At 36.3% G+C, this 20,265-nt stretch carries 21 protein-coding genes and 1 pseudogene; 12 read left to right on the top strand and 10 right to left on the bottom strand.

Going from position 1 to position 20,265, the window contains the following annotated elements; all coding sequences use genetic code 11:
* The first annotated feature begins 10 nt into the window (after nucleotides 1-10).
* Nucleotides 11-466, top strand: coding sequence for a hypothetical protein (locus tag MKY08_RS01420; RefSeq protein WP_069512984.1), 456 nt, complete (start codon nucleotides 11-13; stop codon nucleotides 464-466).
* A gap of 236 nt (nucleotides 467-702) precedes the next feature.
* Here the strand turns inward: MKY08_RS01420 and MKY08_RS01415 are convergent.
* From MKY08_RS01415 to MKY08_RS01395, 5 genes and pseudogenes are all read right to left on the bottom strand, one after another.
* A pseudogene (locus MKY08_RS01415) lies at nucleotides 703-987 on the bottom strand (VOC family protein); the annotation flags it as partial.
* Between the two features lie 368 nt (nucleotides 988-1,355).
* Entirely contained in the window at nucleotides 1,356-1,994 is a 639-nt protein-coding gene (locus tag MKY08_RS01410; RefSeq protein ID WP_256093223.1) for a kinase, read from the bottom strand.
* A gap of 67 nt (nucleotides 1,995-2,061) precedes the next feature.
* Entirely contained in the window at nucleotides 2,062-2,703 is a 642-nt protein-coding gene (locus MKY08_RS01405; RefSeq protein ID WP_069512985.1) for a 3-oxoacid CoA-transferase subunit B, read from the bottom strand.
* On the bottom strand, nucleotides 2,703-3,410 hold the full coding sequence (locus MKY08_RS01400) for a CoA transferase subunit A (RefSeq protein WP_069512986.1): 708 nt from the start codon (nucleotides 3,408-3,410) through the stop codon (nucleotides 2,703-2,705). Before MKY08_RS01400 ends, MKY08_RS01405 begins: the two co-directional genes overlap by 1 nt.
* A gap of 117 nt (nucleotides 3,411-3,527) precedes the next feature.
* Nucleotides 3,528-4,409: a LysR family transcriptional regulator gene (locus MKY08_RS01395; RefSeq protein WP_069512987.1), complete on the bottom strand. Its 882-nt coding sequence runs from the start codon at nucleotides 4,407-4,409 to the stop codon at nucleotides 3,528-3,530.
* Between the two features lie 307 nt (nucleotides 4,410-4,716).
* Between MKY08_RS01395 and MKY08_RS01390 the strand changes: the two genes are divergently transcribed.
* The 3 genes from MKY08_RS01390 (at nucleotide 4,717) to MKY08_RS01380 (ending at nucleotide 8,280) form a co-directional block, all read left to right on the top strand.
* Nucleotides 4,717-6,030, top strand: coding sequence for a short-chain fatty acid transporter (locus MKY08_RS01390; protein ID WP_069512988.1), 1,314 nt, complete (start codon nucleotides 4,717-4,719; stop codon nucleotides 6,028-6,030).
* A gap of 202 nt (nucleotides 6,031-6,232) precedes the next feature.
* Entirely contained in the window at nucleotides 6,233-6,937 is a 705-nt protein-coding gene (locus MKY08_RS01385; protein WP_069512989.1) for a hypothetical protein, read from the top strand.
* Between the two features lie 536 nt (nucleotides 6,938-7,473).
* Nucleotides 7,474-8,280 carry an SDR family oxidoreductase gene (locus tag MKY08_RS01380; protein WP_069512990.1) on the top strand — a complete coding sequence of 269 codons (807 nt, stop codon included), beginning with the start codon at nucleotides 7,474-7,476 and terminating at the stop codon, nucleotides 8,278-8,280.
* A 148-nt stretch (nucleotides 8,281-8,428) separates the two neighbouring features.
* Here MKY08_RS01380 and MKY08_RS01375 read toward each other — a convergent pair whose 3' ends face one another.
* Nucleotides 8,429-9,064 (bottom strand): LysE family translocator, encoded by a 636-nt coding sequence (locus MKY08_RS01375; protein WP_069512991.1) that lies wholly within the window; start codon nucleotides 9,062-9,064, stop codon nucleotides 8,429-8,431.
* A 183-nt stretch (nucleotides 9,065-9,247) separates the two neighbouring features.
* Here MKY08_RS01375 and MKY08_RS01370 point away from each other — a divergent pair, with 183 nt between their 5' ends.
* Both MKY08_RS01370 and MKY08_RS01365 read left to right on the top strand, forming a co-directional pair.
* Nucleotides 9,248-9,673: an SRPBCC domain-containing protein gene (locus tag MKY08_RS01370; RefSeq protein WP_069512992.1), complete on the top strand. Its 426-nt coding sequence runs from the start codon at nucleotides 9,248-9,250 to the stop codon at nucleotides 9,671-9,673.
* Complete coding sequence (locus MKY08_RS01365; RefSeq protein WP_069512993.1) at nucleotides 9,670-9,990, top strand: metalloregulator ArsR/SmtB family transcription factor; 321 nt, start codon at nucleotides 9,670-9,672, stop codon at nucleotides 9,988-9,990. Before MKY08_RS01370 ends, MKY08_RS01365 begins: the two co-directional genes overlap by 4 nt.
* A gap of 51 nt (nucleotides 9,991-10,041) precedes the next feature.
* Here MKY08_RS01365 and MKY08_RS01360 read toward each other — a convergent pair whose 3' ends face one another.
* Nucleotides 10,042-10,821 carry a YqhG family protein gene (locus tag MKY08_RS01360; RefSeq protein WP_069512994.1) on the bottom strand — a complete coding sequence of 260 codons (780 nt, stop codon included), beginning with the start codon at nucleotides 10,819-10,821 and terminating at the stop codon, nucleotides 10,042-10,044.
* A gap of 94 nt (nucleotides 10,822-10,915) precedes the next feature.
* On the bottom strand, nucleotides 10,916-12,424 hold the full coding sequence (locus MKY08_RS01355) for an SNF2-related protein (protein WP_176723223.1): 1,509 nt from the start codon (nucleotides 12,422-12,424) through the stop codon (nucleotides 10,916-10,918).
* Nucleotides 12,425-12,752: 328 nt separating this feature from the next.
* Here MKY08_RS01355 and MKY08_RS01350 point away from each other — a divergent pair, with 328 nt between their 5' ends.
* The 5 genes from MKY08_RS01350 to MKY08_RS01330 all read left to right on the top strand — a co-directional run bounded on the left by MKY08_RS01350 (nucleotide 12,753) and on the right by MKY08_RS01330 (nucleotide 16,843).
* On the top strand, nucleotides 12,753-13,424 hold the full coding sequence (locus tag MKY08_RS01350; protein WP_069512996.1) for a carboxymuconolactone decarboxylase family protein: 672 nt from the start codon (nucleotides 12,753-12,755) through the stop codon (nucleotides 13,422-13,424).
* 177 nt (nucleotides 13,425-13,601) lie between these two features.
* Nucleotides 13,602-14,183 carry a dienelactone hydrolase family protein gene (locus MKY08_RS01345; RefSeq protein ID WP_069512997.1) on the top strand — a complete coding sequence of 194 codons (582 nt, stop codon included), beginning with the start codon at nucleotides 13,602-13,604 and terminating at the stop codon, nucleotides 14,181-14,183.
* Nucleotides 14,184-14,195: 12 nt separating this feature from the next.
* A complete protein-coding gene (locus tag MKY08_RS01340; protein WP_069512998.1) occupies nucleotides 14,196-15,152 on the top strand; it encodes a LytTR family transcriptional regulator DNA-binding domain-containing protein in 957 nt (318 codons plus the stop codon).
* A 144-nt stretch (nucleotides 15,153-15,296) separates the two neighbouring features.
* Complete coding sequence (locus tag MKY08_RS01335; protein ID WP_069512999.1) at nucleotides 15,297-16,145, top strand: ABC transporter ATP-binding protein; 849 nt, start codon at nucleotides 15,297-15,299, stop codon at nucleotides 16,143-16,145.
* On the top strand, nucleotides 16,142-16,843 hold the full coding sequence (locus MKY08_RS01330) for an ABC transporter permease (protein WP_069513000.1): 702 nt from the start codon (nucleotides 16,142-16,144) through the stop codon (nucleotides 16,841-16,843). The genes MKY08_RS01335 and MKY08_RS01330 overlap by 4 nt, the downstream gene beginning before the upstream one ends.
* Before the next feature lie 38 nt (nucleotides 16,844-16,881).
* Here MKY08_RS01330 and MKY08_RS01325 read toward each other — a convergent pair whose 3' ends face one another.
* The gene (locus tag MKY08_RS01325) at nucleotides 16,882-18,036 is read right to left on the bottom strand and encodes an ATP-grasp domain-containing protein (RefSeq protein ID WP_069513001.1); all 1,155 of its coding nucleotides are present in this window, start codon (nucleotides 18,034-18,036) and stop codon (nucleotides 16,882-16,884) included.
* 157 nt (nucleotides 18,037-18,193) lie between these two features.
* Nucleotides 18,194-18,775: a GNAT family protein gene (locus MKY08_RS01320; RefSeq protein WP_069513002.1), complete on the bottom strand. Its 582-nt coding sequence runs from the start codon at nucleotides 18,773-18,775 to the stop codon at nucleotides 18,194-18,196.
* A gap of 99 nt (nucleotides 18,776-18,874) precedes the next feature.
* Between MKY08_RS01320 and MKY08_RS01315 the strand changes: the two genes are divergently transcribed.
* The gene (locus tag MKY08_RS01315; RefSeq protein ID WP_069513003.1) at nucleotides 18,875-20,242 is read left to right on the top strand and encodes a PLP-dependent aminotransferase family protein; all 1,368 of its coding nucleotides are present in this window, start codon (nucleotides 18,875-18,877) and stop codon (nucleotides 20,240-20,242) included.
* Nucleotides 20,243-20,265: the final 23 nt, after the last annotated feature.

Raw genomic sequence — 20,265 nt, 5'->3', positions numbered from 1 at the left:
AGGAATGAACATGAAAAAACTACTTTACATGTTAGTACTATTCACACTATTGTTATCAGCCTGTGGAAAGAATGCAGAACCGAAGGAAGCAGCAGTGGATCAAGAGACATCTGTTGAAGATATTGTGGGCGCAACCGTTAAAAATAAATTTACTGTAGAAGAAACGAAAGGTATTGTTACTATTTCGATTCAGGATACAGATGTCCGAGAAGGTTCAAAAAACCAAATGCTAAAAGATTCAGGGAAAATATTTGCAGAGATGTCGAAACTAAAAAGCGTGAAAACACCTTCGATTATTTGGTATGCCCCATTAACAGGTGCTAATAGCAATGAAGACATGACCGAAGTATTAAGCATTTATTTTAATGAAAAAGATTTTAGAACTGTCAATTGGGCCGACTATTCTCGATTAAATATAGAATCCATTGCTACTGAATATAGGGAAAACCAAGCATTAGGAGATTAAGCATTCAGAAGCGAGTGCAAAATGGAAAAAGTGTAAGATTGACTGCCATGAATCTTACACTTTTTTGCTCTGTTATTGTTTTTCGCTATGGCACTTGCTCCGAGGGTACTTCTATGCCCATACTCGCTTGAGTGCAGTATGCCTGCGTCTATTTTTATGCGTCAATCTATGTAATGATTGCGTCGCTTCATTGTCCTCTCAACCGCTTCAGACCTCTAGACAAACAAAACATTCATTTATATGCCCATTGTATTCATTAATACAATACGCCAGCCATCCGGATCTTCAATTGTTACACCTTTTTCTGCCCAATAAAGATTTTCAGGCTCTACTTCTGGATACCTCATCTGCGCCAAACGTTGCGCAATTCGTTGGATCGTTTCAATATTTGGCATATACAATACTAGAAGATTATCTTTTGTCGGTGCTGGACATGGGCTCCCCTCAATATGCTCGGTAAACTCCAAATGATAATTAGCGTTTGGCAGGCCGATCATAATGCCATCGTAGCCTCGATGGCCTGAACCTATAAATTACGCCTTAGCGTAATTGTGTCCAGATTTTTTCGAGCCTGCTCGAAAAGCTCCTCTTAAAATCTGTGACATCCGCCTGGGGCCTTTAACTTGATTCAGTTGGGGTAAGAACCATCTCTGAATTCAGAATAGATATTGCATTAATCCTCACTTAAAGAAATAGAGGACTTCTACTGAATCAAGTTAAAAGAACCTATTTTTCTAATCCTACCCCTTCTCAATAAAATCTTTCTATTGCTGCTAATTGATTTGTAGGTCTTGCAACACGAACTTGTACAACTTCCTTTGTCCAATCTTTCATTGCCATCTCCCCTTTCAGGATCATTATATACTGGAAAAACTTGAGAGTAGAACGGTCAATAGTCTGAGATATTAGCCGATTGCCAGATTATATTTGCTTTTTGTAATGGTGATTCCTTTTCTAAGTAATATTGTTCTGCCATCCAATATCTCTGTTTATACTTCTTCATTATTGCCAATTCATCGCCTATATACGAATCACGCTTTAGTACTCTTTCTTTCCTAATCTCTAAAGAGCATTCTAAAAAAACCGTATAATCATAAAATTGTTCCCACTCATGGCGTTGGAGAAAGACTCCTTCTATTAATAAAATACTATTTGGTGGAAATACGCTTTGCTTATTTATGATAGTATTCGTTTCCCGATTATAAAAAGGAAGCGTTAGCTCCTGATAATCTTTATGTATTTTGGAAAAGCAATATTTTATGTACGCTATATCCCATTGTAAGTAATAATATTCGTACCATTCTTCATAACCCGTATTATAGCGTTTTTCGCTTTCTACAATGTAATCGTCAATATGTAACACATGAATCGTACATGCATTTTCTAGCATGCTCACTAGCTCTTTGACAAAGGTCGTTTTTCCTGCCCCACCTAATCCGTCAATGGCAACAATGAATGGCCTTTCTCTCCGATCCGAACTGCAATATCGTTTCATTATTTCGTTTGTAACCTGCTGTAGGCAAAGCAATTCTCCCACTCTCCTTAAAATTCAAATAACCAGCTTACCTTCACAAGGTAAACTGGTCTCTTATTAATTAATGGGATAAAGCAACATTAAATGAAGCAGCAGTTTTCGCTTTTACCTCTTCCAATGTCACACCCTCTGCTAATTCTATGAGTTGCATGCCAGCATCTGTAAAATCGAATACAGCTAAGTCCGTTATTAATCTGTGCACGACACCTTTGCCTGTTAACGGTAGCTCACACTGCTTTTTAATTTTTGACTCGCCATTTTTATTGACATGCTCCATCACCACGATAACTCTTTTCGCGCCGACAACAAGGTCCATAGCACCGCCCATGCCTTTGACCATTTTTCCTGGAATCATCCAATTCGCTAGATCCCCAGTTTCCGAAACTTCCATACCACCTAAAATTGCAAGATCAATATGCCCCCCACGTATCATGGCAAAGGAATCAGCGCTATCAAAAAAGGATGCGCCTGGCACGGCTGTCACTGTTTCTTTCCCTGCATTAATGAGGTCAGGGTCTACCATACTCTCCTCTGGATAAGGACCGATACCGAGAAGACCATTTTCAGATTGTAATAACACCTCGTAGTCAGCAGGAATAGCATTGGCAATAAGTGTTGGGATACCAATACCTAAATTGACATTCATACCATTTTCAATTTCTTGCACTGCTCTATTCACTATTCTATGTCTTGTATCCACCATCACGCTTCCTCCTTTTTCACTGTCAAACGCTCGATACGTTTTTCATATTTGTCACCGAGTAAGACACGTTGCACAAAGACACCTGGTGTGTGGATATGATCTGGATCTAGTTCGCCCACTTCCACAATTTCTTCTACTTCTGCAATTGTAATTTTGCCAGCCATTGCTGCTAACGGATTAAAATTACGTGATGTTTTTCTATAAATTAAGTTGCCTAGCTTGTCTGCTTTCCATGCTTTGACAAGCGCAAAATCTGCAACAATCCCTTGTTCTAAAATATATTCTTTACCATCGAAAACCTTTACTTCCTTGCCCTCCGCAATAGGCGTGCCAACCCCTGTCGCTGTATAAAACCCTGGAATACCCGCTCCACCAGCTCGTAGTCGCTCAGCTAACGTTCCTTGTGGCGCGAGTTCTACTTCTAACTCACCATTTAAAAATTGCTGTTCGAAAATTTTATTTTCGCCAACATAGGAAGCAATGATTTTTTTTATTTGTTTATTAGCTAGTAATAACCCTAATCCCCAATTATCTACTCCGCAATTATTGCTAACAACGGTTAAATCTTTTGTTCCCTTTTGTTGTAATGCTGCAATTGCCTTTTCTGGAATACCACATAAACCAAATCCCCCTACTGCTAACGTAGCGCCTTCCTTAATATCTGCAACGGCTTCCTCAAACGAATTCCACACTTTCCCGTTTCCCATATCGAAACCCCCTAAAATTGCTCGTTTATTAAGAAAAATTCTACATCATTCTTGTTTTATAAGTAAAGGAATTAATTGGAATGCTATTTATTCTAAAATGGAATAACTGTATTGCTACTATGTTTCTTCCGATCGTATTGTCTTTAATAATTGCTTTAAAGCATAAGATTGATATGTATTTTTTTTCGTAATAACGCCAAGACGCCACGGCATATGATAGTTCTGTAACGGTATAATTTTTACATTTTGATTCGTCTGCTTTGCCGCAATAGAATAAGGCAACAGCGTTACACCCAAATTTGAAGACACTAACTCCACGATTAAATCCCATTGCGAGCTTTTGTATCCAATAATCGGTGTAAATCCAGCACTTTTACAGGATTTAATCACATAATCATGCAAAGTAAATTCCTCTGTAAAAATAATAAACGATTCATTTTTTAAATCTTGTAATAAAATAGTATCCTGTAGAGCTAAAGGATGCTGTTCATTTATATAGACAAAAAACTGATCTTCCACAAAAGATTGCACAACAAATTTTCGCTCGTCGGTAGGTAAAACGACAATCCCCATATCCACTTCACCATTTTCCACTAAAGTGCCTATTAACTTCGCTCCTCGTTCCACTAGCTCTAAATGAACATTTGGATATTGCTGATGAAACTTACGAGCAATTTCTGGGAAAAACAACGTGCCTATCAGTGGTGGAATACCTAATTTTATAGTTCCTGTTTTAATATTTAACAAGTCATCTAGCAATATATGCAAATCATGGACTGAGCGCATAATTTTTTGTCCTTGCTTATACACAATATGTCCTGCATCCGTTAACTCTACATGTCGTGTGGACCGATTCAATAGCTCAACATGGAGATTATCCTCTAATTTTTTTATGCTCTTACTTAATGACGGCTGGGATACAAAGGACTCATTTGCTGCTTTTGTGAAACTTCCATATTCTACCACATTCATAAATGCCTTTAAATCACGTAATTCCATTTAATGACCCCTTATTTATTCTTATTTGTTATAAATAAAATTCTAAAAGTGTTTATTAGTAATAAATTCTACTCCTTCTCTTTTAATCCTTCTTCCATAACGTAACGGTAATAAATTCAAGAATAATAAGGTTTTCTTATATGTTCGATAATATTTAAATAACTAATTTCAGGAGAGTTGTCACAATTCTTTATTTCTATTTTACGTTTCGCTTACTGTTCTTTATACGATTTTTTTCTTTATTTACTAGTCACCCTATGTAATATTAGGAATAAGGGATGGTAGAAATAAAAGGGGGAGTATTAGATTGAAAACGTTAACAAAACTATCGAATGCTATTATGGAAAAATATTTGCCTGACCCATACATATTTGTCACTATACTCACAGTACTAGTGTTATTATTAGGGGTCACATTAACAGATTCCTCTCCATTAGATATGGTTACTTACTGGGGAGACGGCTTTTGGGAGTTATTATCCTTTACAATGCAAATGGTCATTGTTTTAGCTGCTGGACATATTTTAGCGAATAGCCCTGTCTTTAAAAAAGGCTTATCAGCAGTGGCTAGTAAAATTAAAACGCCAAGCATGGCAATTATAATTGTGACTTTTATTTCATTAATTGCCTGCTGGATTAACTGGGGATTCGGACTAGTCATAGGGGCACTTTTTGCAAAAGAAATTGCACGTCATGTTAAAAAAGTGGACTATCGTTTATTAATTGCCAGTGCTTATTCAGGATTTGTTATTTGGCACGGAGGTTTAGCAGGTTCCGTTCCATTATCAATTGCAACGGAGGGGCATCCTTTTGCAAATATTATGGGTGTAATCCCAACAGATGTTACACTTTTCTCTTCATACAACTTATTTATTGTCATTGTCATTGTTCTGACATTGCCATTATTTAACCGTTGGATGATGCCAAAGGAAGAGGATGTCGTAGAAATTGAACCTTCTTTATTAATCGAGGAAAAAATAGCGCTGCCAAAAGCTGAAAATCATTTTGCAAGCCGTTCAGAGCGCAGCTACATCCTAACAATATTAATTGGTCTTATCGGTGTTATTTATTTAATTCAGCATTTTATTACAAAAGGCTTTGTTTTAAATTTAAATGTTGTAAATACGATTTTTATTGTACTGGGGATTATTTTTCATGGTACACCGCAGCGTTTTCTTGCCGCTGCCCAAGATGCAATTAAAACAACAACAGGAATAGTATTCCAATTCCCTTTTTACGCCGGTATTATGGGGATGATGACCGCTTCTGGCTTAGCGGCGGTATTTTCTGAATGGTTTGTCAACATTTCAAACGACCATACTTTCTATTTATTCACATTTTTCTCTGCGGGGCTTGTCAACTTTTTTGTACCTTCTGGCGGTGGTCAATGGACGGTTCAAGCACCCATTATGTTAGATGCTGCAACGACTCTAGGTGCGGATTATGCCAAAACGGCTATGGCGATCGCTTGGGGAGATGCTTGGACAAATATGATTCAGCCATTTTGGGCCCTCCCAGCACTCGCAATTGCAGGTTTAAAGGCAAAAGATATTATGGGATTCTGTTTATTTATCCTGATCTTTACAGGAATTATCATTAGTATCGGACTGTACTTCTTCTAGTTAATATTGAGTTTTTTAGAACCTCACAAAGAGCGTTAATACCGTTCTTGTGGGGTTTTTTGGTTTAGTTTAAGACCTAAGTAACCATTTTATTTTTTATAACGTCGATATATTAGACTAGTTGAGAGTTTTTTGAGAGTTTCATTTCCTATAATCAAATAAGAAATTTGTCATAATTTATCAAAGATTGGAGATAGCACAGATGTTGAAGCAATTGCTTGAAAATCGTACCGTTAATTTGGATTATATGGGTTTCTCATTTCAGCACCACGTATATGAACTACAAAATTGTGTAGAAGTATTAGGAATTGAAGCGAAGTGGCTACAAGTTGAAAATAATCAAATTGCAGTGGCTTATATGGACGATAATAGTATTTTTATAAAAAGTATGCACTACGGGAAAACAATGATGAAGTTAACAGATGGTATTCATGAAGCAAATGTACAGCTATCTGTTTTACCTTCAGGAGAAATAAATGTAGAAGTTAAGCCTTACATAGGAAATGCTAATATTGTATCTGTTTATTTCCGAGCAATTTTAGCAGATACTGCGATTGCCATTGATTTAAAAGGGGCACTGAAAAATTTCCTCATTGCTAATCGGTTTATGAACGATGGGGACAGTATTTTGGAAGTACACTATCAATCCATGCATCCCAATGTCTTAAAAGATTCTTATGCGGGTAATTTTGTATTAGGTTGTCATCCTATGGGCGGTTCCATTACAAATTGTAATGAATATGCTTTGGCTAATCGTATAGCAAATTTAAAATTTACAAAAATCATTATTTTACAAGATGGCGTACACAAAATTATTGCCTTAAAAATGTTATTATCTTTCGTCATTAGCAATCGAATTTTTGTTAATAATGAGCTATCAATGGACTCTCATCTGCCGTTGTTTTAATTATGCTTTCGGATGGACTAAATTGATTCTGTTAGGATGTTCATTATTACTGTTAAAAAGACAAATAGTCTTCAGCGACGTGTAGCCGGCAATTGCAGCATGTACAGTAAACGATTTGCGTGCAGCACCTTCTCCCTATACAGAGGGAACGTCATTATAGCTACACCAATGTTCTATCAAATTATATAAAAGGAATTTTTTTGATGCTGATTTTTTTAATACTGTTTTGTGTCGTTATCATAGGAAGCTATTTGATACAGAAAACGCTGCATATTAGAAAGTGCCGTATGGAAAAGAAAAAGGTTATGGAGGAACGGCTAAAGCACCTTATTATTACGAACACTAAGCAGCCACAAAAATAATTTAAACGCACTTTGTTATAAACAAAAAATTTAAATACAAACTATACTTTTTATTTCATTTCTAATTAGTTTAGTGTTAAACTATCTATTGTCATTTAAATAAAGTTATATTGACTATGATTTATTTTTAACTGTCAATACTCGGTTTATCACTCATTCTAGGAGGAGTTATGTATGAAACGTGTGGAAAATAAAGTAGCGCTTGTTACTGGCGGCGCGTCAGGAATTGGTTTATCCGCAGCAACTTTGTTAGCGAAAGAAGGAGCAAAAGTTGTTATTGCTGATTTTAATATTGAAGGAGCTAAAGAAGTTGCAGCTACTTTAGTGAAAGAAGGTTATGAAGCATCAGCAGTGTTCTTAGATGCAGGCGATGCTCAATCTATTGAAGATGCCGTAGAATTTACTGTTGCACAATACGGTACGATTACTGTTTTATTTAATAATGTTGGTTTAACAAACTTACAAAAAGATTTAGATGTTGTAAATATTGATTTAGATGAGTGGGATCGTTTAGTAAATGTAAACTTAAAATCAGTTTTACTAGGTAGCCGCTTCGCTATCCCTCATATGCAAAAAGCTGGTGGTGGTTCTATCATTAACACAGCTTCTATGGGCGCATTTGCAAGTGACCAAATACGTACAGCATATGGTACGACAAAAGCTGGCGTTGTTCACTTAACTAAATATATTGCCACTCAATATGGTAAAGATAAAATCCGTTGTAATGCTATAGCGCCAGGGTTAATTTTAACACCTGCAGCTAAAAACAACTTACCACAGGATTTACTAGATATTTTTACAAAATATAACGCGCTACCATACAACGGTGAAGCTGATGATATCGGCTACGCAGTAGTGTATTTAGCATCTGACGAATCGAAATTTATGACTGGTCAAACACTTCAAATCGAAGGCGGCCATTACATGGCAAACCCAACCATTGCAGATACAAATATTTGGGCTGCCAATCTACAAAAATAATTACCTTTTTAACTAATTGAAGTCGTTTGCACTTACAAACAGTGTTTAAATTTCTCGATATTTATCCCCTTGTTGTCTAAGGCTGTAGATACATTCTGAACTAAAGGAATTGTCTACAGCCTTTTTTAATTGTTTGAGTACCTGGCACCTATCCCTTTTCGAAGGCTAATTTAATGCCGAAGCCAATTAAAACGGTTCCTGTTAGACCTTCGATTACTGCCTTTGTCTTAGGCTTCTTCATAAAAGCACTAATTCTATCTAATAAATAGACATAGAAGACAAACCATAAAGCGGTTAAAGCGGTATAAATAAGCCCCATTAGTAGAAATGGCAAAAATGTGCTGTTAGAACCGTCTACAAATTGCGGTAAGAACGTTAAAAAAAAGACTGCTACTTTTGGATTTGTAACATTGGTTAAGAAGCCTTGTTTAAAGCAAGATTGATGTGCATATTTGTTGTCAATTTGCGTCTCCTCATCGACAACTGGTGACTGCGCACGCATCGTTTTTAATGTCCATAATGTCTTGACACCTAAGTAACATAAATACACCGCTCCGACGTATTTTACAATCGCAAATAGATAAGCAGATTTTACAATTATCGCTGAAAAGCCAATAACCGCCGCTAGTGTATGAATAAATAATCCACAGCAGGAGCCTAGAATCGTTTGTAAGCCCCCTCTTTTATTGTTGGTTAATGTATTTTTTGTCGCAATAGCTGTATCAGGTCCCGGCAAAATAATTAATAAAATACACATCAGTAAAAACATCGGTATATTCTCCATGTTAACCGCCCCCTCTCAATTCGTCTGAAAATTATAAAAATAATTTTACCATACGTAATCTGCTTGAAAAAGAGCGGACTTCAAAATCTTTTTCATTCTAATTAATTGACATATAACCATAAGGTGTTATATATTCTTAACACACCTTATGGTTATATTTTTAAAAAAAGAGGAGACTTTACGATGTCAGAGCAACTGCAAAATATTGTGAAAACCGTTACATTCAACGCGCCTATCGAGAAGGTTTGGGAAACTATTACAAATGCTGAAAAACTAGGATCTTGGTTTATGCCCAATGATTTTAAACCAATAGAAGGGCATGCATTTACACTACAATCACCCTTTGGACCATCACCCTGTAAAGTTGAAAAAGTAGATGCACCAAATTTTGTGCGTTTTGCATGGGATACTGATGGGTGGTTTGTTACATTTGAGTTAAAACCGTCTGGTGAGCAAACAGTATTTACATTAACTCATGGTGGCTGGAAAGATGCATCTCATCTAATTCCAAAAGCAAACATGCCTGCGGACGCTGTTCGTCAAAATATGGACAATGGTTGGTCAATGCTTGTTGGCAAAAAATTAAAAGAGACTGTGGAAAATGCATGACGCAGCTTGCAGACAAGGTTGATGTTTTTCAAGCAATTGCTGACCCGACAAGACGTCATGTACTACAACTATTAGCATCAAGCGATAAACCGATAGCACTAATTGCTGACCACTTTACAATTAGTAGAACTGCTGTCGTCAAGCATCTAAACGTTTTAGAACAAGCCGAGCTAGTATCCGCCCAAAAGAAAGGGCGAGAAAAAATTTACACTTTACACATGGATCGACTAAAAGAGATTGAAGACTGGCTACAATATTTTGACTTGTTTTGGGATAATAAATTGGCGCAGTTGCAACATATTATTGACAACGAATAGCGTAAAACATAAGCCGCAACAATATGCAAAATTGTTGCGGCTTACATGTTTTTATCTCATATAAAATAATCCACCATTTACAATTTCTATTTTAATTTTTGCATCATATTGTTCTTCTAATGCTTTTTTCTCAACCTCATAACACTCTGGCTTTTCCTCTATATCTTCATAAAAGTAGTCTAAAACGCGTTGGTCTCGTTGCCATCTCTTTTTAGCTTGTTCAGCCCATGTATGGTCATCCTGTTGAATAATTGCATCGATGGCTTTGTCCAAGCGTTGAAGTGCACGTTCTGGCTTAATAATATGCTGTACATAAAATGCATTTTCAGATTGCGTGCTATCCCAATCGATGCTAATTATTGCTTCATGGAAATTATTATTTATCGTTCCTGTCAGTAAGTTAATACCAAAAGAGTACAGCATTTCTTTCGTTCGATCGCAACAATACGACACTTTATAATTTACGCCTAGCCACGGGGTAAGCAATACTTGCCCTATCCCTGCATCCACTTTTTGAAACATTTGAACAAAAGCTCCTAGCTCTCTTGTTGCTTGAAATATTTGATTGAGCCTGGGTGAGCCAAAATGGACAACTTCCCCGATTACTTTTCCTGACATTGTATTTTGATCTGTAATAAAGGTAACTTGTGCAGGGTTTGGTTCGCCATTGGTTGCTTCTACATATTGCCAGTAAAAAGGGCGGTTCATTATTCTTTTATCCATAGCAATCGTTAATTGTACTGTTAAATAATGTTCATCCTCAAAGACCATATCACATTCATTTTCTAAGAAAAATTGCCGTAAATAATTATGAACTTGTTGTGAATACATGCCCCTCTCCCCTTACAATAACAATCTTTTATTTCATTCACTTAGGCTTCATTTCCAAATTTCATAAGCAACAATGCACTTCTACCTTGGAAGCTTAGACGGTTTTTTTGAAATTCGTTAAAATGGCATCTAAGTCACCAACTACCTTTTCAAAAACATCAATTTTTGTATGCAGCAATGCCAAAATATCTATTTCAATCGTGTCTTCTACTGCAAGATTATAAATATGAACATCATGTTCTTGACCCAGACGATGCACACGACCTATGCGTTGTTCAAGCTTCATTGGATTCCAAGGCAAATCGTAGTTGATGACGTGATGGCAAAATTGAAGGTTAATCCCCTCTCCACCTGCCTCAGTTGCAATCAGCACTTGCGCTTTTTCCTTAAATACGTGTTTCATGTAATCCCGCTTGTTTTTATTAAACTTACCATTAAATAAAACACTCGTAATACCGTGTGAGTGTAAATACCACTGCAAGTAAATTTGTGTTGCACGATACTCTGTAAAAATAATGACTTTATCTTTTGCTTGTTCAATAATCTCAAGCGTTTTTTGGGCCTTTGAATTGACTTCTAACGCCATTACTTTGGCTAAAATTTCTTCTAACTCTTCACGTTCAGTACTGTTTTCAAGCATTTTAGATAATGTTAGTGCAGTTGCCTCTTTGCTGCTGCACATTTCCTTTTGCAACGTAATTAATGAAAAAGAGGCTGTAGATGTTAGCGTCCCAAGCAGCTGATACACTTCCATTTCCTCTGGGCTAAACTGAATTGGCACAATTTGAACACGTCTATTGGTCCACTCAATACCCGTGTCCTCTCTTCGATTTCTTACCATCACTTGATTGACTAATTCTTTTAAATAGTCATCATGCTGTAAATCGTGCTTGCTTGCAGAAAATGCAGACTGGAACGTTTCATAATTACCAAGATGACCTGGTTTTAGTAGCGAAATAAGATAATAAAGTTCAAAAACATCATTTTGAATAGGAGTTGCCGTTAGTAATAAGCAAAACTTCTTCTTTAATCCTTGTACGAAATCGTATATTTGGGTTTTATGATTTTTTAATTTATGCGCCTCGTCAATAATAATCATGTCATAATCTTGCGCATAAATAAGTTCTTTATGTGGGCTTTTTTTGGCGGTATCCATGCTCATAATAACAATATCGTAACGCTCAATTGGGCAATTTTTTTTATACGCCATTGCGGGAATGTGGAATTTTTGATTCAATTCTTCTATCCATTGGTTAATCAGAGATGCTGGTGCTAAAATTAAAGCCTTTTTTACAAGCCCTCGTATCAAATATTCCTTTAAAATAAGACCTGCTTCAATCGTTTTACCAAGTCCCACCTCGTCTGCTAGTATCGCTTTCCCATTCATACGTTCAATAACGGTTTGCGCTGCTTCTAATTGATGGGCAAGTGGTGTTAGTTTGGGCAAAAATTTAGGCGCTTGTAAACCAGTAAATTCCGGAATTAAATTCATTTTCACAATTTCATAGTTCATTTTGTACAAAGTCCAACTATGCCATTTTTCAGCATTATTTAGCCTATTTAAAAAGCCTTCTTGCCAATCGGACGACCTCTCCACTATCATGATCATCACCTCATGCTATTATTTCTAAATTAGGTTGTCCAAAAAAGAAAAAGCTATGACCATTATTTATAGGAATATCTCAGTAAGTAAGACGATCTTTTAATCGAATAAAACCAACCCTATTTTCTAGTTTTCGTAAAAAATACTATTTTCCTTTGATTTTTAGTTCTATTTTCAAATTTTTCGAAATAAATTTACATTTATAGGCTTATTTAATATTCTTAGTAGAAATAAGCACACAATATTGCACTAAGATTTTAGTAATTGCTTTGGAAGACGGTAATTTTTGCTAGAATAACAAAAATATAAATGTTGAGGAGAGGGTTCCATGTCAACTAATAGTCTTTATCAAAAAAATTATTTTAATCGTTTAGGTGAATTCGCTAACCTTTCACCTGAATCGTTTCATGCCTTTGTTAAATTCGATACACTTGCATTAAAGGAAGGGAAATTATCGGCTAAATTAAAAGAGTTAATCGCCATTGCTGTGGCTCATACGACAGGTTGTCCTTATTGCATTGAATTGCATATTACACAGGCTAAACAAAAAAATGCTTCAAAAGAAGAGGCTAGTGAGGCTATTATGATTGCTACCGCACTCAAGGCGGGTTCTGCTCTAGCCCACGGGGTCAACGCCTTAAACGCCTATGATGGCAATGCGGATGAGGAACTATATAAAGAACAGTATTTTTTACGAATTAAAGAATTTTCTTCTCTACATTCTAGCGCCTTTAATGCTTTTATTGACTTTGATACAAAAGCAATGAAGGACGGGCTATTAACAGGATATGACAAAGAACTCATTGCTATTGCTGTTGCCCATACTACAGGCTGCCCTTATTGCATTTCTCTACATGTCCAAGCAGCAAAAAAATTAGGCGTTTCCAAAGAGGAAATTGCTGAGTCTATTATGGTTGCTACTGCATTAAAGGCTGGTTCTGCTTTAGCCCATGGTGTCAATGCCTTAAACGCCTTCGATCAAGTAGCCCTTCTAACGTAAAATATTTAGACTGTTTTGTTAAAAGAGCAAGGTGTTAGATTGACCGCAATCAATCTAACGCTTTTTTTTGCGGTAATCGTTATTATTCGCTAAGGTAACTCGCTTACAAATTCAATGTTTTTTATTAAATGTACGCTTTAAATACTTTTTGTTACACTATTGGAAAAAGAGGTTACTATGAAAAGAAAAAAAATCTTTATTCTACATGAAATTTACGGTGTAAATGATTTTATAAAAGATCAAGGACAAACATATAGTGATTCAAATACAAACGTAGAATGTATTTCTCTGTATTCCAACGGCAAAGTATTTTCATATAGTCAGGAAAAGGAAGCTTATCAATATTTCACGCAAGAAATCGGCTTTGATCGCCCACTTGAACGACTAACACTTCGTCTATTAGAAGCAAAAGTACAATATGATGAAGTGGTTTTAATAGGATTTAGCGTCGGTGCAACATTGGCATGGAGACTCTCTAACTTACCAATTCATCGTATTATTTGTATTTACGGCTCAAGAATACGTCAATACTTAGACATCCATCCTACATGTCCAACACTGGTCATTTTACCTAGTCATGAAAAAAGCTTTGATGTGAATGAATTGAAAAAGGAAATAGAGCGATTGCCGTTTGTACAAACTGCTCAATTAAGTGGGAAGCATGGCTTTATGGACTACAACAATTCAAACTATTGCAAAAATAGTTATTTACAGGCGCAATCTGTCATTCATCATTTTTTACATAAGGAACAGCTATAAGGAGTGCTTAGCATGAACCAAAATAAATATATTGAAATCGAACCTTATATTGAATCAGGAAATATTATTTATCCAAGCTTTCAATTTCCACTGCAACCAGACTGTATTATTGGCATTTATACTGACGTTGCTAAAATCAAGCCATTAATGGAATGGTTTTTAAAACAACCTAATTGTTATACTTGTTTGCGAGAAAGTGCTTTATATGAGCGCCTGACAGTGATGGAGTATATTCAATTTTGTTTGAAGCTTTATACAATCCCCTTGCACAATAAAGACGATATTTTAAAGCTTTTAACACTTACCGAACAAAAAAACAAAAAAATCAATAAACTTCAAAACGGTGAAAAGCAACGTTTAAAACTGCTTCATACATATCTTAATTCAGCACAAATTCAAATAATCGAGGAACCATTTCAAAATCTAGATGAATTTTCAAAGCATAGCGTACAACAATTACTTGCCGCTCTACAAAAAAAAGAAAAAACCATTATTTTACTTTCGAATAATTTGGAAGACTTGATTATTTCGAGTGGCGAAATATATAGATTAGATGCATTAGGTTTACATGCACTGGATGTAAAAGAGGATGAAATTGAAACAGTTTCCACACCAATCGACAATGCACCTATCCGCTTTGATAAAATCCCAACAAAGAAAAATGACAAAATCATTTTATTTAACCCACCAGAAATAGATTATATTGAAAGTGTGGAAGGCGTTGTGAGCGTATATGTTGCAAATGAAGCCTATCCTTGCACACTATCTCTTAATGACTTAGAGCAGAAATTGACACCATTCGGCTTTTTTAGAAGCCATCGTTCTTATATCGTTAACCTCCAAAAGGTACGTGAAATCATCACTTGGACCCGCAACAGCTACAGTCTTGCGTTAAATTGCAATGAAAAAACAGTTGTCCCTTTGTCGAAAAATAAACTTGCGGATTTAAAAGAAATACTCGGAATATAGTAGATTTCCCAGGAAATAAAAGACTCCTGTCAGCTAAATATTTCTCCATTGAAGGTCATTTTTCTGCCTTTCACCTGTAATTTAATGTCTACTTCTCCATCACACTGTAAAGTTAGGTTAACAACAACTACAGGAGGTTTACACATGGAGACAGTTATTGATGTACAACATTTAAATAAGGTGTTTAATAGGGAAACTGCCTTGCAGGATGTTTCTTTTACAATTAAAAAGGGTGAAATATTCGGTTTTCTTGGCCCAAGTGGCTCGGGCAAAACGACGACTATTAAAATTTTAACTGCCCAAACAGAAAAAACTGCAGGTGACGTTTCATTATTTAATCGACCTGTCAGTGAAATGAAGAGCAGCCAAAATCGTCAACGCTTTGGCATTTTAACTGATAATAGTGGACTGTATACGCGACTTTCAATCGAGGAGAATTTATTACTCTATAGTAGTTTATATCAATTGCCCAATTCAGCAGTAAAGGAAGCATTAGATTTTGTGAACCTTTATGCAGAACGTAAAAAGAAAATAAGTCAACTTTCTAAAGGGATGATACAGCGTGTGACATTAGCTCGTGCCATTATGCACAAACCTGAATTACTATTTTTAGACGAGCCAACTTCAGCACTTGACCCTGTTAATACGCAACATATTTACAATGGCTTACGCAAATTAAATGAGCTCGGGACAACAATCTTTTTAACAACACATGATATGAGTGAAGCAGAAATACTGTGTGATCGAGTTGCCTTTTTACATCAAGGTAAAATACGTGCGATTGGTTCACCAAAGCAATTAAAAAAAGAATTTGGAGATGAAACTATTACGGTCGAATTAACAAATGGTCACTACGAAACGATTCAAAATGGTAAACAGGATGCACAAAAACTATACGATTGGATGCAATCGAATGCAGTTGCACGTCTATACACAAACGAGCCAACTTTAGGAGATATTTTTATGCAAATAACAGGGAGTGATTTAATATGAACATGTCATTTACACGTATTCAAGCAATTTTTATGAAAGACTACAAGGAATTTTCACGAAATTATGCAGTATCTGTTATGGTTTTTTTACCCCTTATATTAGCGTTTGCTTACAACAAGATTGGCACGAGCAGTATTGATGCATACTTTTTACCAATCAACTTAGTATTCGCAGTTGTAACTGCCTATGTACAATGTTGTTTAATAGCTGAAGAAAAAGAGAAAAATACGCTTCGAAATTTAATGCTATCCCCTGCTTCACTGGCAGATATTTTAATAGGAAAAAGCTTGTTCGTCTTTATAGTTACCGTTGTTGTAGTTAGTTTGGCTATTTTCCTTGTTGGTTATGAGCCTGCCAATCTTTTAATCCTAGCGATTGCCCTATTGCTCTCTACCGTATTCTATATTGCTTTAGGAACATTATGTGGATTATTTGCCAAAACGATTATGGAAGCATCCATCATCGTGATGCCCGTGATGTTTATTTTCTCCTTCGGACCGTTTGCCCTATCACTGGCTTCTGTCTACCCAATCTTAGAATTGGCGAAATGGCTACCAAGCTCACAGCTAGTGCTACTAGCAGAAGCTTTAGAAGGTCCCTACACGATGATGGATTGTATTATTCCAATCGTTACGATTACCGTTTGGTCGTCGTTAACATGGGGAATCACAGGATTTATTTATAAAAAATTAAATTAGGTAGATTAAGTGCCAGGCACCCAAACAATTTCACTTATTTAAAGTAATTGTTGTTCAAGTTCTGCGATTTCTTGTAATGTATCAGCATACCAAATACCAATAAATCGCGATGCTACTTTATTTTCAAAATAATCCCCATCATAAAAGGATAGTGGCAATAGGACACCTTGCTTAATACATTGCTCGATTGTTTGAAAAAATGATGCATTCTCCTCTACACCTTTTGATGCATAGGAAGCAAATTTATTAACCAGTTTGCCTAACGCTTCATGAAACATAAGCATAGATGTCGAGCCGTTTTGACGGAAGTTTAAATCAATCGCTTGCACATCTCCTGCTTCTGTTACGATTAAATCAAATCCCGCAACACCCACAAAGCCCTCTGCTACACCACGCTCCATTATATGGCGTCCTACTTCAATCACTTTTTCTGGTACTTTCTCTACAATAACATTTCCTTCGTATATGCCATTGTCATCTGTCATTTGGTTAGAAGCACCCAAATATTGTATACCAAGCGCTTCTGAATAGACGAACTGGCAACTATAATTATCCTTTGCTTGCAATAACTCTTCAATAATAATACTTTCTGTCCCATTCATTCGAAATTGACGTAAACCTTCTGTGAGCTCATCCTGATTCTGGCAAATAATAACGCCGTACCCACCAGAAGTGGGCGAATCATCTCCAGGCTTGAGTACAACAGGTGGCTTCCAATTTTTCATTGCATCCGATAATTTATACAGCTCAATGTTTAAACGGCTTGGCACGTATTTACTGTCAATTAAATGATCAATGTAAGCTTTCGTATTAAGCTCATTAAATTTTGCTGCATCCATCCAATAACAATTTCGATTCATATCCTCTGCGTCATGTAAATACTGACAAACAATCGTCTTCCCTTCCGCACACCATGCATCCAATTGTGCTAAATATTCTTCTTGCGTTTCATACGTATACGGTTGCTCTATCCAAGCTAAACCAGCTAAATCGTGTAGCTTTTTAGCTTTTGCTGTTTGTGTTGCACGGTGCACTAAAACGGGAATATCAGCAATGGCTACTTCCCTTGAGGTTAATGCATCTAGTTTATGACAATCATCCATCATCCATGGATTATCGCTATATGGTGTACGAGGTGTATAAACAGCATTGTCACCATATATTTGTCGCAATGTTAATTTTGGCTTCAACATACTAATCCCCCACTTTTCAAAAATAGATTTTAAATAATCTACCCTTGAATAACTAAAACCACACTTTTTTTGACAAAAACTAGATTATTAGACTACTAATCATCCATTTTTTTACTGATTTTTAATAAGTAAGAGGAAGCGCTACTGTGTTTTGAAGTTACTCCATTTCTAACAACATTTCTAACCGTGCCTTTACTTCTGGCCATTCTTGTAATGTAATACTATACATCACTGTGTGCCGTGTTGAGCCATCTTTACGAATCATATGATTGCGTAGAACCCCCTCTTTTGTAGCCCCTATACGTTCGATTGCCTTTTGTGAACGTATATTGTCATGATCTGTTTTAATTTGAACTCGTTGTAGACCAAGTACTTCAAAACAATAGGTAAGTAATAAATATTTACAATTCGTATTGACCGCAGTACGCCAAAATGAAGGAGTCAACCAAGTAGTCCCTATTTCTAACCGTTGATGCTTGCTATCAATATCCATAAAACGAGTTGAGCCTATAATTTGTCCTGATAACTTATCCACAATGACAAATGGATACTCTTTCATGAGGCTTTTGTTAGACAATGCATTTTCCACAAAGTTATGCACATCACTTTTATCCTCAATCGTTGTGGACATATACGACCAAATCTCTGGATAACTGCCTGCAGCCAATAGCGCTTGACTATCCTCTCTCACTAAAGGTCTTAATAATACAACGTTATTTTCTAACATGTTAAATTTCATTGTCCTTCACTCCTTTTTTCATTATTAAACAGGATTTTTGATATGATGAATATAACCAATTTTCAAAATTTCAACCATACCAAGGAGCTGTGAAATGAAATGGAACTAGCTATCTCCTTTATCGGAAATAAGCCTAAATATGCACAGATTTATGAAAACATAAAACATGCTATTCTTTCGAAAAAGCTTCTAGCCCATGAACAATTGCCTTCCAAACGAATGCTTGCGACAACATTACATGTTAGCGTTCATACAATAAAAGAAGCCTATGAGCAACTGCTTGCAGAAGGTTATATTTATAGTAAAGAGCGCTCAGGCTACTACATTGCGCAATTGGAGTTTGAATGGCTCCAACCATTACAAACAGAAAAATCGGCTCCTTTGCCTATGACCGAACAATCAGTAACCTATGATTTTAGTAATGGTCATGTGGATAAAGACGCGTTCCCCTTCTCCATTTTCCATAAGTTAATGAAACAGCATTTTACTATTAACAGTTTATCAACAAGTCCATGGCAGGGAGAAGCAGCTTTACGACAGGAAATTGCCAAGTATGTTGGACGCTCCAGAGGTATTCATTGTGAAGCATCACAAGTATTTATCTATAGTGGGACACAAAGCCAACTGCAAGCATTATGTCATTACTTTGGCCCACAAACGCATGTTGGCTTAGAGGAACCTGGGTTTAAACGTGTAAGGGCTACGTTACAGCAATGTGGTTTACCCATCTATCCAATTGCTGTGGATAACTTAGGTGTAACGATACCCCAAAAGACTATTCACATGTTATACACAACCCCAGCTCACCAGTTTCCACTGGGGATGGTTATGTCGGCTGAACGACGGGCAGCACTGTTACACTGGGCGAAATTAAACGAGGCATTTATTATAGAGGATGATTACGATGGTGAATTTCGTTATAAGGGACTTCCAATCCCCTCTCTAGCAAATATGGATCAACTACAGCGGGTCATTTATTTTGGGACATTTTCAAAAACACTACTGCCGTCTCTTCGGATTAGTTATATGATTTTGCCTAAATCGCTCATTGCATCATTTTCTAGTTTTTATCAGGAACAAAAGTCCGTTGTGTCAAAAGTAGACCAGCTTGTACTAGCGGATTTTCTTGGACAAGGGCTATTTGACAAACATTTAGCCAAAATGCGTACGATTTATCGAAAAAAACAGCACACACTACTAGCAGCTATTGCTAATCATTTCTCCAATGAATTTAAAGTTATAGGCGAACATGCTGGTCTACATATTATTGTAAAATTACCAAAAAGATTATCGGAACAAGATGCTCTTCATCTTGCTCATACAGTAGGCGTTAATGTTTATCCTTGTTCGACTTCATTTCAATCCCCTGCTGAACATGCGATGATAATTATTGGCTATGGAGGATTGTCACTAGAACAAATTGAAGAAGGTATTTCCTTACTTGCTTCTGTATGGCATGCCTCTTAATCTATATTCATTAATGTTTATGC

This window comes from Lysinibacillus sp. FSL M8-0337 (assembly GCF_038593855.1).
In the GTDB taxonomy this organism is placed as follows: Bacteria; Bacillota; Bacilli; order Bacillales_A; family Planococcaceae; genus Lysinibacillus; species Lysinibacillus sphaericus_D.
Note: the sequence above shows the minus strand (reverse complement) of the source record. Positions and strands in the feature narration are given on the sequence as shown.